Annotated in this window: 10 protein-coding genes; 2 read left to right on the top strand and 8 right to left on the bottom strand. The window is 65.4% G+C overall.

What is annotated here, in order from left to right; all coding sequences use genetic code 11:
• From FJ972_RS02520 to FJ972_RS02510, 3 genes are read right to left on the bottom strand one after another with little or no spacing between them, the layout of a single operon-like run.
• Complete coding sequence (locus tag FJ972_RS02520; protein WP_140524209.1) at positions 1–1,542, bottom strand: 6-hydroxynicotinate reductase; 1,542 nt, start codon at positions 1,540–1,542, stop codon at positions 1–3.
• Positions 1,539–4,364 (bottom strand): molybdopterin-dependent oxidoreductase, encoded by a 2,826-nt coding sequence (locus FJ972_RS02515; protein WP_140524207.1) that lies wholly within the window; start codon positions 4,362–4,364, stop codon positions 1,539–1,541. The genes FJ972_RS02520 and FJ972_RS02515 overlap by 4 nt, the downstream gene beginning before the upstream one ends.
• Complete coding sequence (locus FJ972_RS02510) at positions 4,361–5,224, bottom strand: FAD binding domain-containing protein (protein WP_140524205.1); 864 nt, start codon at positions 5,222–5,224, stop codon at positions 4,361–4,363. The genes FJ972_RS02515 and FJ972_RS02510 overlap by 4 nt, the downstream gene beginning before the upstream one ends.
• A 332-nt stretch (positions 5,225–5,556) precedes the next feature.
• Between FJ972_RS02510 and pncA the strand changes: the two genes are divergently transcribed.
• Together pncA and FJ972_RS02500 are read left to right on the top strand one after the other, a co-directional pair.
• Positions 5,557–6,171: a bifunctional nicotinamidase/pyrazinamidase gene (gene pncA / locus FJ972_RS02505; RefSeq protein ID WP_140491392.1), complete on the top strand. Its 615-nt coding sequence runs from the start codon at positions 5,557–5,559 to the stop codon at positions 6,169–6,171.
• Between the two features lie 73 nt (positions 6,172–6,244).
• Entirely contained in the window at positions 6,245–7,627 is a 1,383-nt protein-coding gene (locus FJ972_RS02500) for a sodium:proton antiporter (RefSeq protein WP_140493430.1), read from the top strand.
• 48 nt (positions 7,628–7,675) lie between these two features.
• Here FJ972_RS02500 and FJ972_RS02495 read toward each other — a convergent pair whose 3' ends face one another.
• The 5 genes from FJ972_RS02495 to FJ972_RS02475 all read right to left on the bottom strand — a co-directional run bounded on the left by FJ972_RS02495 (position 7,676) and on the right by FJ972_RS02475 (position 12,445).
• The gene (locus FJ972_RS02495; protein ID WP_140491390.1) at positions 7,676–8,398 is read right to left on the bottom strand and encodes an ABC transporter ATP-binding protein; all 723 of its coding nucleotides are present in this window, start codon (positions 8,396–8,398) and stop codon (positions 7,676–7,678) included.
• Positions 8,395–9,120 carry an ABC transporter ATP-binding protein gene (locus FJ972_RS02490; protein WP_140524204.1) on the bottom strand — a complete coding sequence of 242 codons (726 nt, stop codon included), beginning with the start codon at positions 9,118–9,120 and terminating at the stop codon, positions 8,395–8,397. The genes FJ972_RS02495 and FJ972_RS02490 overlap by 4 nt, the downstream gene beginning before the upstream one ends.
• Positions 9,117–10,079, bottom strand: coding sequence for a branched-chain amino acid ABC transporter permease (locus FJ972_RS02485; protein ID WP_140524202.1), 963 nt, complete (start codon positions 10,077–10,079; stop codon positions 9,117–9,119). Before FJ972_RS02485 ends, FJ972_RS02490 begins: the two co-directional genes overlap by 4 nt.
• Positions 10,076–10,957 carry a branched-chain amino acid ABC transporter permease gene (locus FJ972_RS02480; protein WP_140524201.1) on the bottom strand — a complete coding sequence of 294 codons (882 nt, stop codon included), beginning with the start codon at positions 10,955–10,957 and terminating at the stop codon, positions 10,076–10,078. The genes FJ972_RS02485 and FJ972_RS02480 overlap by 4 nt, the downstream gene beginning before the upstream one ends.
• Before the next feature lie 183 nt (positions 10,958–11,140).
• Positions 11,141–12,445 carry an ABC transporter substrate-binding protein gene (locus tag FJ972_RS02475; protein ID WP_140491382.1) on the bottom strand — a complete coding sequence of 435 codons (1,305 nt, stop codon included), beginning with the start codon at positions 12,443–12,445 and terminating at the stop codon, positions 11,141–11,143.
• Positions 12,446–12,490 lie beyond the last annotated feature (45 nt).

The raw sequence follows: 12,490 nt of genomic DNA, 5'->3' as shown, positions 1-12,490 counted from the left end.
TCACGCGGCCCCGTTCGCGGGCGTGCGCCGCAATTGCGCCAGCGGCGGCCATGGGTTGCCGGCCGGCGCACCGTCGCCCCGACGCGCGTTCAGGTACTCGCCACCCTTGGCAACGACATCCTCGACGCTGCGGATCTCGGCGTCGTAGCCGCCGAGCCTGATATAGTCGTCGCGGCGCAGCGTGAATTCGATGGGCGCCACCAGCGCCGGCGTAGGCACATAGCCGAAGGCGCCTTCCGGCACGCGCGTCACATCCACCATCAGCGTGATGCCGCCGCCCGGCCAGACATAGACCGGCGCGCCGCCGACCGTCACATAAGTGGTCAGGCCCTGCACGGAACGCGTCAGGTTGACGGGGTTTTCGGTGACGCCGGCGCGCAGCGAACCGCCGGCGCCGCCGATGAACAGCACGGTGCACAGCGCCGGTTCGCAATTGTCCTCGATCAGCCCCACGGATTTCTGCAATCGTTCGGGGAATGGCTTTTCGACTGGCTTCAACTGGTCGTCGAGTTCGTAATAGGCGAACTGCTCGCCGGTGGTCGAAACCATCAGCAGCGACAGGCCGGGCCGCGCGCCCTTCTTGGCGTTCCATTCGCCCAGGATCGACAGCGGGTCGGATATGCTGGTGCCGCCCCAGCCGAGGCCGGGCTCGGAGACCTTGAAATAGCGCCCAGGCGTCGAGCGGCGGCCGATGATCTTTATCCCCGTGTCCTGCCAGCCCAGCACCTTGCCGGCCTGATGCTCCGAGACGACGCCGGTTATGTGGTCGTCGACCACCACCACCTCGTCGACCAGCCCGCGCCATTGGGTGGCGAACATGCCGATGGTCGCCGACCCGCAGCCGACCCGCATGCGGTGCTCCTGCTTGCCGTCGATGACAGGCGGTTTGCCGGCTTCGACTGTTACGGTGGCGCCGCCGTCGATGGTCAGTTCTACTGGCTTGCGGTTGCACAGATCGAGCAGCGCATCGCAGGTGGCGCGGCCTTCGGCCTTGGAGCCGCCGGTCAGATGATGCACGCCGCCCAGCGACAGCATCTGCGAGCCATATTCGCCTGTCGTGACATGACCGATCGCCTCGCCTTGCGACCGCACGACAGCCGTTTCGGGTCCGATATGACGGTCGGTGTCGATCTTCACCTTGACGCCGCAATAGGAGAAGATGCCCTCCGTGACGACGGTGACGAGATCGACGCCCTCGACCTGCTGGCTGACGATGAAGGGCGCCGGCTTGTAGTCGGGATAGGTGGTTCCTGCCCCGATCGCCGTGACGAAGCGGCGGCCGGTGTTGACCAGTTCGCCGTCCCAGGCCTCGCCCTCGGCGACGAAGGGCACGACAGCGCCGCCGATCTCGGCGGTATGATCGAGAATGGTCAGCGGGTCCATGCGCACGATCCGGCCGCCGGCATTGCCGTAGCGGTCGCAAGCGCCAGTGCGGCCATCTGATATGTAGCACATCACAGGGCAGGCATCGCAGCGGATCTTCTCCGCCACCAGCTTCTCGCCGGGATCATGGGTTTCGAAGCGTTCGGCAAGCTCGCTCATCGGCATGCCTCCTTCTCGCGGATGGCGGCGCGGATCCGGGCCGGCGTCGCCGGAACTCTGGTGACCAGCACACCAGTGGCATGGCGGATGGCGTTGAGGATCGCCGGCGCCGTCGGGATCAGCACATGTTCGCCCAGGCCCTTGGCGCCGAATGGCCCTTCCGGGTCTGGCACCTCGATCAATATCGTCTCGATCGGCGGCACGTCGCCGATGGTCGGAATGAGATAATCGTGCAAATTCTCGGTGCGGCCGGGAATATACTCTTCCATCAGCGCCATGCCGATGCCTTGCGCGATGCCGCCCTCGATCTGACCCTCGACCAGCAGCGGGTTGATCGCCTTGCCGACATCGTGCGCGGCTGTGATCTTGACCAGCTTGACCGTGCCGAGCTTGAGGTCGACCTCGAGCTCGGCGATCTGCGCGCCGTAACCATAGACCGCATAGGGCTTGCCCTGGCCCTTGGCGTCGAGCGGCAGCGTCGGCGGGTCGTAAGTCTCCTCGGCGCGGAAGACGAAGCCGTAGATATCCGCTTCGAGTGTGCCAAGATCGACACGGCGGACCGCCTCGCCCTCACGGATGACGATCGCCGGACCTTCGAGCTGAAGCGACGCTTTTTCCGAGACATTGGCAAAGCGCAGGATTTTTTCGCGCAAGGCGCGGCCGGCCTTCTCGGCCGCCTTGCCGGTGACGAAGGTCTGGCGCGAGGCCGAGGTCTTGCCGGCATCGGGAGTGATCGCGGTGTCGGCGTTTTTCAGCCGGAACCTTTCCAGGGGCAGGCCGAGCGCGTCGGCGCAGATTTGCGTGATGACGGTGTTGGAGCCCTGGCCGATGTCGACCGCGCCCTGGTGCAGGATGATCTCGCCTGAAGCCGCGATGCCGACCCGGATGGTCGATGGATTGGGCAGCGAGGTGTTGCCGCAGCCATACCAGCAGGAGGCGATGCCGACACCGCGCTTTTTATCCACGTTGGCACTGTTGAAGGCATCCGCGTCAGCCACTGCACGCGCCCAATGCGGCCGCAGGGCATCGAGGCATTCGGCAATGCCGACGCCCGATTCCAGTCTCTGTCCGGTGACTGTTTCGGATCCGTTACGAAGGCAGTTTCTCAAGCGGAAGTCGAGCCGGTCGATGCCGAGCTTGCCGGCCAGCTCGTCGTACAAGGTCTCCTGCATGATCGTCGCCTGCGGCACGCCGAAGCCCCGGAAAGCGCCGGAAATCGGCCCATGCGTATGCACGGCGCGGCCTTCCGCGCGGTAGTTCGGGGTGGCATAGGGACCCGAGGCATGCACCGGCACGCGGTTGGCGACGGTCGGTCCCCAGCTCGCGTACGCCCCGGTGTTGAAATCGCCTGAGAAAATCATGCCCGTGACATGGCCCTCGGCGTCGGCGCCAATGGTCGCTTGCATCTGCGCCGGGTGGCGCTTGGTGGTCGACATCATCGATTCATTGCGCGTGTAGGCAAGCGCCGCCGGCCGCCCGGTCCTCATCGCCACCAGGCCGATCAGCGGTTGCAGGGACACGTCGAGTTTGGAACCAAAACCGCCGCCCGTCGCGGTCGGCACGATGCGCACCTTGTCGACGGGCAGGCCCAGCACCTTCGCCGTGTCGTCGCGGTCCATATAGGGCGCCTGCGTGCAGGCGACGACGACCAGCATGTCGCCATCCATATAGGCATGGCCGGCTTCCGGCTCGATATAGGCATGCTCGACATAGGCCGTCTCGATCGCACCGGTCACGGTGACAGCGGCATCGGCAAGCGCCGTCTCGGGATCGCCGCGTTCGACGAAGCCCTTGGTCAGAAGGTTGGCCGGGCGGTTCGCATGGATCAGCGCCGCTCCTTCGGCCTGTGCCTCGCAAGGCTGCAACAGATGTGGCAATTCGGTCCAGCGGATCGGGAAATCCGACAGGTCGAGATCGAGCATCGCCTCGCGCTCGCCGGCAACAAGCGCCACCGCCTCGCCGCGAAACCGCGCCAAGCCTTCGGCGAGAGCCGGCTGGTCGGCGAACGGACCGATGACGCCGAAACAGTTCTTTCCCGGGATATCGGCCGCCGTGAAGATACCGGCGATGCCGGGACGAGCTTTTGCCCAGCCGTCGAGGTCGCCGAAGGCGAAGCTGGCATGGTAGTGCGGCGAGCGGATTACCAGCACCGCCAGCGCATCGGCCGGGAACGAATCGCCGCCGAATTTCTCACCGCCGGTCACCTTCGGCACGCCATCGAGCCGGATCGGGGAGGAGCCAATGGCGTGACCGGACCGAGGCAGACGGAAATCCAGGCTTGCAGCCTGGGCGGAGGCATCCATCACAGCAGCGACGATCTTCCGGTACCCGGTGCAACGGCAGAGGACACCACCAAGCGCGTCCTGCACTTCGATCTCGCTCGGCTTGGCTTTCTTGTCCAGCAGGGCCGTCGCCGCCACCAGCAGGCCCGGCGTGCAAATGCCGCACTGCGCCGCACCATGCGCCAGGAAGGAGGCCTGTAGTGCCGACAGCCGGCCATTGGCGAGCCCTTCGACCGTCGTTACCGACGCTCCGGCGGCCGACGCCGCCGGCATCAGGCAGGCGCAGACCGGATCGCCATCGACCAGCACCGTGCAGGCGCCGCAGTCGCCGGCGTCGCAGCCGACCTTGGTCCCGGTCAGCAGCAATTCGTCGCGCAGCACCGAGGACAGCCGGCGCAGCGGCGGCACGTTGACCGAGACGGCGGCGCCATTGACCGCGAAGGTAATCTCGGCGCGTGCGAGGCCGGGCTGACCTGCGTCACTGTCGGAAAGGGCTCCGCCGGGTCGACCTTGGCTGATGTCAGGCTGTGCTTTGTTCATGCCGCCGCCGTCCTGTCACCATTCACCGGCCCCGCCGCCGCCAGCACGGCGCGGACAACGATTTCGCGCGCCGCGTCCTGCCGGTATTCGGCGCTGCCGCGCACGTCGCCGATCGGCGACAGCTCTTCCATCGGCGCGGCGAGGACCGCTGTGGCCAGCCCATGATCCGCCGCCAGTCCGCGCAGGGCCGCCTCGACCCCGCCGAGCCGCTTTGCAACAGCCGAGCAGGAACCGACGGCGACCGCCGCTTGCTCGACGATGCCGTCCTGCACGACCAGGCGTGCCCCCACCATGGCGATCGAGATGATGAGATAGCGCCGCGCGCCGAGCTTGACGAAAGCCGACATACCCGCGCCGGCCGCTTTCGGCACGCGGATGGCGGTTACCATCTCGCCGGGCCGCAGGTCCGTGCGGCGATTGCCGAGGATGAATTCCCGGAGCGGCAGGTGGCGCACCGCTTGCGCCGAGCGCAGTTCTATCTCGGCGTCGAGCACCAGCAGCGCCGGCACGCCATCCGCGGCCGGCGAAGCGTTGCAGAGATTGCCGGCGATCGAGGCGACATTCTGGATCTGAACGGACCCGACCTCCCGCGCGGCCGCTTTCAGCGCATCGAAGGCCGGCGGCAAGGGATGGCGAACGATATCGGTCCAGCTGGTGCGCGCCCCGATCTGCCAGTGCGTTTCCGTTTCCGCAATGCCGCGCAGCGCGGCCAGCCCGTTGATGTCGAGCACATTGTCGCGGAAAGGCCTGTTGCCTTGCGCCGGGTAGAAGTCGGTGCCGCCGGCAAGGATGCGCCACGAAGCTTCGCCAAGCAGGGCGAGCGCCTCGTCGACCGTGGTGGGTTTCGCGTAACGGATCACGCTTTGCCTTCCCAGAAAAAGGGCCTTTCCGAGGGAACTTGCCGGCGTCCGGGCCCGGCTTAAATTCATTCGTATGCAAATGATATCAAGTCGGCGGAAATTGTCAAAGCCGGAGTTTGCGCAGCACCCGCACGACTGCCGCCGCCACGCATTTGTTCTCCGCAAAATCTAGGTGCTGGGGCGCCCTTTGCGCGTTCGGGGTTGCGCCCGGCGCTCTAATGGTTGACGCGGCCCGCCATCTGGTCAAGTTTCTCCCTCCGGTCGCGCCAGCGGCTTTCTTTCGCCGGGATCCCCTTGGGAGCCCGCGCCCGATACCGACAGGAAGGAACCCCATGGCCGAAGAAGCGCTTGTCGTCATCGACCTGCAGAACGACTTTTGCCCTGGCGGCGCGTTGGCTGTGACCGGCGGCGACGAGATCGTGCCGCTGGTCAACGACCTGATCCGGCGAACCGATCATGTCGTGCTGACGCAGGACTGGCATCCAGCCGGCCATTCGAGCTTTGCCTCAAGCCATCCAGGCGCCCAGCCTTTTGAAACCATCGAGATGCCCTACGGCCAGCAGACATTGTGGCCTGACCATTGTATCCAGGGCAGCCTCGGCTCGGATTTTCACTCGGGTCTTGCCTGGACCAAGGCCGAGCTCGTCATCCGCAAGGGATTTCGGCCTGATATCGACAGCTATTCGGCCTTCTTCGAGAACGACCACACGACGCCGACCGGCCTTGCCGGCTATCTCAGGGAGCGCGGCATCGACAGTCTGACCCTGGTCGGCCTAGCGACCGATTTCTGCGTCGCCTTCTCGGCGCTCGACGCGGTCAAGCAGGGGTTCAGGACCACTGTCAGGCTCGATGCCTGCCGCGGGATCGACCTCAACGGTTCGGTCGAGACGATGTTGGCAAGGATGCGCCAAGCAGGCGTGACGCTCGAAGACCACGCGGCGGACTGACCTCATCGTGGGAGAAGAGAAGGGGTCGATAGGGGCGACGGCTTTGACGGCAAGTGCCGTGGTGGCTGTCGCGATGCTGTTACCGGGAACGGCCTTCGCCGCGGAAGAGCACGGCCTGCCAGGCCGGACGATGTCGCTGTGGTGGGCGCTGCCCTTTGCCGGGCTGTTGCTTTCGATCGCCACGGGACCGCTGCTTTTCAACCATGTCTGGGAGCATCATTACGGCAAGATTGCTGCATTTTGGGCGGCTCTCGTGGTGGTGCCGCTCGCATCGGCCTTCGGCACGACGGTGGCAACGGAAGCGGTGCTGCATGCGCTGCTCACCGAATACATGTCGTTCATCATTCTCCTGTTCGCGCTGTTCACCATTTCGGGCGGCATTCTCGTGGCCGGCAACATCCACGGCACGCCATTGGTCAATGCCGGGCTGCTGCTCATCGGCGCCCTGCTCGCTTCCGTCATCGGCACTACCGGCGCCTCGATGATCCTTATCCGGCCGCTCATCCGCGCCAATGACAACCGGCCGTTCAACGCCCATGTCATCATCTTCTTCATCTTCCTGGTGTCCAACATCGGCGGTTCGCTGACGCCGCTCGGCGACCCGCCGCTGTTCGTCGGCTTCCTGCGCGGCGTCGATTTCTTCTGGACCACCGCCAACCTCTGGCGCGAGACCCTGTTCGTCAGCGTCGTCGTGCTCGCCGTCTTCCTGGCGATCGACACCACGCTGCATCGCCGCGAAATGGGCGCGCCAAAGATCAAGGACCCGACGCCGGACACGAAAGTGCGCATCCGCGGCCTGCCCAACCTGCCGCTGCTGGCCGGCGTGATCGGTGCGATCCTGCTTTCGGCCACATGGAAGCCCGGCATCAGTCTTTCCATTCAGGGGGTGGACCTCGAGTTGCAGAACCTTGTGCGCGATGTCGTCATCCTGGCGCTTGCCTTCGTTTCGCTGGCCGTCTCGCGCAAGGAGTATCGGCAGGCGAACGGTTTCAACTGGGGGCCGATCGCGGAAGTGGCGAAACTGTTCGCCGGCATCTTCGTCTGCATCGTGCCCGTCGTCGCCATCCTGAGGGCCGGCCACGAAGGCGCGCTGGCGCCGCTGGTCGCGCTCGTCACGTCAGCGCAGGGCATGCCCAACGATCTCGCCTATTTCTGGCTGACCGGAGCGCTGTCGTCCTTCCTGGATAACGCTCCGACCTACCTGGTGTTCTTCGAGCTGGCCGGCGGCGCTCCCCGGCATCTGATGACGGAGCTCGCTTCGACCTTGGCGGCGATCTCGGCGGGTGCGGTGTTCATGGGCGCCAACACCTATATCGGCAACGCGCCGAACTTCATGGTCTACGCCATTGCCCGGCACCGCGGCGTGAACATGCCGGGTTTTTTCGGCTACATGGCGTGGTCGGGCGCGGTGCTGATCCCCACGTTCTTGATGGCGGGCTTCCTGTTCTTCGGGTGAGCCGGCGAGGACGCCAGGCCCTTACCTTCCACAGGGGAGGGCAAATCCTCAGCCTACGCCGACATAGCGCCTGACCGCCGACGGGTCGGCGCGCAACGCCTCTACGTCGACCGTCTCGCGGTTGCGGCCATTCTCGATGAAGGCGACGCGGTCGGCGACCGACAGCACGGCATCGACCCGCTGCTCCACCAGGATGGTGGAAACGCCCCGTTCGCGCAGCTTGGCCACCGTCTCGCGGATTTTTGCGATCATCGACGGCATCAGCCCTTCGGTCGGCTCGTCGAGCAGTAGCACCTGCGGTTCCAGGCAGAGCGCGCGTGCCATGGCCAGCATCTGCTGCTCGCCGCCCGACAAGGTGCCCGAGCGCTGCCTGAGCCGCTGGCGCAGCAGCGGGAACAGGTTGAGCACGTTTTCGCGCACGGCCTTCCCCTTGCCGCGCGCCATCAGCCCGATCTCGATGTTCTCCGCCACCGTCATTTCGGCGAACAGCCGCCTGCCTTGCGGCACATAGGCAATGCCGGCTTTAGGCACCTCGTGGGCGGCCAGACCGGTCAATTCCTGGCCTGCGAGGCTGATCGAACCGGCACTCGCCCGGACCAGCCCCATGATGGCTTTCAGCGTCGTCGTCTTGCCGGCGCCGTTGCGGCCGAACAGGCACAGCACCTCGCCCTTGTTCAGCGCCAGGTCGAGCCCATAGAGCACCTGAACCTCGCCGTAGAAGCAGTCCAGTCCCGCGATTCGCAACGCTTGCGTCTTGCTCGTCTCGGTCATAGGGCGGTCCCCAGATAGGCTTCCTGCACCGCCGCATCTTCGCGGATCGCCTCCGGCGTGCCCTCTGCCAGGATCTTGCCGGCGTTGAAAACGGTGATGCGGTCGGCAAGCTGCATGACGACAGGCATGTTGTGCTCGATGAGGAGCACGGTGGCGTTCCTGGCGATCTCGCGCACCAGGCCGATGAAATTGTCGATCTCGCTGTCGGCGAGCCCCTGCGTCGGCTCGTCGAGGATCAGCAGGCGCGGCTTCAGCGCCAGGCCCATCGCCACCTCCAGCAGGCGCTGGTGGCCATAGGACAATTGACCGGCCGGCATATGGGCGCGGTCGGCCAGCCCGGTGCGTGCGAGCGCCGACATGACAGCGGCCTGTATCGCGCTCTTGGAATGGCCATGCCGTAGCGTCAGTTGCACGGGCAGCGCGACGTTGGCGTAAACGGACAGGTTGGCATAGATGCTGGTGATCTGGAACGTGTAGGCAATGCCTTGGCGGACCCTGACATAGGCCGGCAGGCCGGTGATGTCGGAGCCGTCGAAAACGATCGATCCGGACGAGGGCGGGATTCGGCCGCTGATCAGGCTGACGAAAGTGGTCTTCCCGGCACCGTTGGGGCCGATGACGGCGCGGATTTCGCCCGGCACCAAGGTGAAATCGACGCTGTCGACGGCGCGCAGGCCGCCGAAATTGCGCGACAGGCCTTTGGTGGTCAGAAGCGGCGTCATGGCAGCCATCCGAGCCAGCGCTGCCGGATGCTGCCCAGAATGCCTTTCGGGAAGAACAGCACCAGCAGGATCAACGCGACGCCGACGATCAACAGGTAGGCGGAGGTGAAGCCGCTGGTGACGTCGATGACATAGTACATGAACAGCGTGCCGATCAGCGGTCCGAGCGTGGTGGCGGCGCCGCCGAGCAGCACCCACAGCAGCGGCAGGATCGAGTACTGTACCGAGGCGAAGCTCGAGCCGACATAGCCGAACAGCAGCGCATAGGCAGCGCCCGACGCCGCGCAGATGGCGCCGGAGACGACCACGGCGGCGAGCTTGTTGGAGAAGGTGTCGTACCCCAGCATTTTGGTCCGTTCCTCGTTCTCGCGGATGGCAACCAGCACGCGGCCGTATCGGGAGCGGACGACGGCCAGTGTGACCAGAAGCACGAGCGAGAACAGCGCCAGCGCGCTCATGTAGCGCACCGTCGGATTGGTGAGATCGAGCGACGTCGCGCCGAAACTCAGGACGCGTGCCGGCTGCGGCACCACCATGCCCTGGTCGCCGCCGGTCCACGCGGCAAAATAGAGGATGAGGAGGTAAAAGACCTGCGCGAACATCATGGTGACGATCATGAAGGCGACGCCCGTGGTACGCAGCGCCAGCAGCCCGATCACCAGTGCCAGCACCGCGCCGCAGGCGATGCCGCTCAACAAAGCCGCCGGCACGCTCCAGCCAAGCTGGATGACGGCAAGGCCGGCGCCGTAGAGGCCGGCGGCAAAGAACATGGCATGACCGAGACTGAGCAGGCCGACATAGCCGAACAGCATGTTGTAGCCCATGGCGAAGACCGCCAGCACCATGATGCGGGCGACGAGGCCGTGATGATAGTCCGGCAGCACGAAGCTCAGGACAAAAAGCAGCGCGATGACGCCGAGATGCAAGCCGTAGGCTTTTGCCGGCGAGGTCTCGCTCATCGCGTCGCCGTCCCGAACAGGCCCTGCGGCCGGAACACCAGCACCATGGCGACCAGCAGCGTGGCGATGATCTTGGCCAGCGTCGGCGAGAAGAACACCGAAATGATGCCGTCCGACAGCCCGATCAGCACGGCGGCGATGACGGTTCCGCGCAACGAGCCGAGGCCGCCGATGATGACGACGATGAAGGACAGCAGCAGCGGATCCTGCCCCATCAGGTAATGCGCCTGGCTGATCGGCACGATCAGCACCGCGGCGATGGCCGCGAGCATGGCGCCGAGCGCGAAGACGCCGCCATAGACTCGATCGACAGGGATGCCGAAGGCCTGTGCCGTCTCGCTGTCATACTGCGTGGCACGCATGACGAGGCCGACCCTGGTGCGCGTCAGCACCAGCCATGTCACCACGAGCAGAAGGGCGGACGCCGCAATGATAGACAGCTTGTAGCCCGAATAGCCGAACCACGGCAGAAGGAGGCGGTAGCTGAAGGGCGGCTCTACCGGGCGAGCTTCCGGACCATAGAAGGTCAGCGCCAGCTGCTGGATGATGTAGAGCATGCCGATGGTAGCGACGATGGTGGCTTCCGGATTGTAGTTCAGCCGGCGCAGCACCAGCCGCTCGGCCACCAGTGCAAGGGCGCCGACGACCAGCGGTGCGATGATAAGTGCCGCCAGGAACCCGAGCGCCGGATGGCCTCCGATCGCAGTCGTGATCGCCCAGGCGAGCACGGCTCCCAGCATGAAGAACTCGCCATGCGCGACGTTGACCACGCGCATCACGCCGAACACCAGCGACAGGCCGAGCGCGGTCAGCGCCAGCACGGCGGATGTGACGAGCCCTTCGAGGGCGGCAAGGAGGAGGTGGGGACCGAAATGCATGGGTTAGGCACTCACCGATAGCGCAATCGCGCCCCTTGAGGGGGGTGAGAAGCGGTCCGCGCAGCGGACGGAAAGCCAATTGCTTGGCTTTCCGAACGACGAACGCCCGGAGCGACAGCGAAGGGTCGGGTCCGGTAGGACAGAGGGGGGTGGCTTGGCGCTCACGCTTGCTGTTGAGCCGGCCTACAACGCCTGCGTCGTATAATCCCCCTCGGCCTCGTAAAGCCCGTCCTCGATCTTGGTCTTGTGCACCACCTTGAGCTTGCCGCCTTCGACCTTGGAGATGTTCTGGATGCCGAAGCACTGGTGGATCTTGCCGTTGAAGGTCTTTGGCCCTTGCGGATGCTCCGGGCCTTCGGCGAATTCGGTCAGCGCCTCGGTCGCCTCGACCAGCTTGGCGCGGTCTTCCGGGCCCTTGTAGCCGGCGTCTTCCATCGCCTTCTTGACGACGTAGAGCGTCTCCCAGCAGCCGAACATATGCGCGGCGGTGGAGACATCCTTGGGGTCGCCGACGGCCGCGCCATTGTCATCGATGCCGACGGCGGCGCGATAGGCCTTCTGCGCCTCGGAATCGTCCGTCTGGGCATAACGTGGCGAGCCTTCCCAGAAATGGCTGCCGTCCAGGAATTCGAGCCCGGGGCTGTTGATGTCGACGGCTTCGAGCGAATCGATGAAGCCGAACAGCTGCGGCCGGTTGGAGCCGTAGAACTCGCCAAGCTCCTTGACGAAGGTGAGCACCGCCGGGCCGACCATGACGTGGTAGATCACCTCGGTCTCGGCCGGAATCTGCGGGAAGTATTTGGTGAAGGAGCTCTCCGTCGGCGGAATGGCGATTTGCGCGATGACCTCTGCGCCCTGCGCCTTCAGCGCCGGCGGGAGGTAGTCGCGGTGGTCGTAGCCGAAAGCAAAATCGGGGAAGATCTGTGTCACCTTCTTGCCGGCATTGGCCGCGATCCACGGCGCCATCGACTGGATCTGGCTCTTCACGTCGGTGATGCCGGGCTGGAAGACATAGCGGTTGAGCTTGGTCGAGGCGACATGGTGGCCTTCGCTGACGACGAAATAGGGCATCTTGGCTTCGCCGGCGGCGGGTGCCGAGCCGATGACGACATGCGAGAACAAGGTGCCGAAGACGATGTCGGTCTTGTGCTGGGTGGCGAACTTGCCGACCACCTCGGCACCCCGGCCGGGATCGGTGCCGTCGTCCTCGATGATGACCTCGACCGGCCGGCCATTGATGCCGCCGGCCGCGTTGATCGCCTTGACCGCCGCGGCCGTGGTCTTCTCGTACCAGCGGCCATAGGCGGCGCCGATGCCGGTTCGGTGCGACTGGAAGCCAATCTTGATCGGGGCGGAGCTTTGCGCCTGGGAGTAGCGGACGAAACCGGGCGCGACCGCCAGGCCGGCGCCGGCGGCCAGACCCTTCAGCGCGGTGCGGCGGGTGAGACCGGCCTTGGAGAGATCGAAAAACCCATTCTTGTCAGTCACGGCAGTTCCCCTGTTTTTGAGTTTTGACCAATGGCTGGAACGTAG

It is taken from the genome of Mesorhizobium sp. B2-1-1, from assembly GCF_006442975.2.
In the GTDB taxonomy this organism is placed as follows: Bacteria; Pseudomonadota; Alphaproteobacteria; order Rhizobiales; family Rhizobiaceae; genus Mesorhizobium.
This window is presented reverse-complemented; position numbering and strand designations above follow the sequence as displayed.

Bases quoted from the DNA above. Each gene is read 5' to 3' on its own strand.
- FJ972_RS02490 (WP_140524204.1), bottom strand. From the start codon at position 9,120: ATGACGCCGCTTCTGACCACCAAAGGCCTGTCGCGCAATTTCGGCGGC.
- FJ972_RS02480 (WP_140524201.1), bottom strand. From the start codon at position 10,957: ATGCATTTCGGTCCCCACCTCCTCCTTGCCGCCCTCGAAGGGCTCGTC.
- pncA (WP_140491392.1), top strand. From the start codon at position 5,557: ATGGCCGAAGAAGCGCTTGTCGTCATCGACCTGCAGAACGACTTTTGC.
- FJ972_RS02495 (WP_140491390.1), bottom strand. From the start codon at position 8,398: ATGACCGAGACGAGCAAGACGCAAGCGTTGCGAATCGCGGGACTGGAC.
- FJ972_RS02500 (WP_140493430.1), top strand. From the start codon at position 6,245: ATGCTGTTACCGGGAACGGCCTTCGCCGCGGAAGAGCACGGCCTGCCA.
- FJ972_RS02485 (WP_140524202.1), bottom strand. From the start codon at position 10,079: ATGAGCGAGACCTCGCCGGCAAAAGCCTACGGCTTGCATCTCGGCGTC.
- FJ972_RS02515 (WP_140524207.1), bottom strand. From the start codon at position 4,364: ATGAACAAAGCACAGCCTGACATCAGCCAAGGTCGACCCGGCGGAGCC.
- FJ972_RS02520 (WP_140524209.1), bottom strand. From the start codon at position 1,542: ATGAGCGAGCTTGCCGAACGCTTCGAAACCCATGATCCCGGCGAGAAG.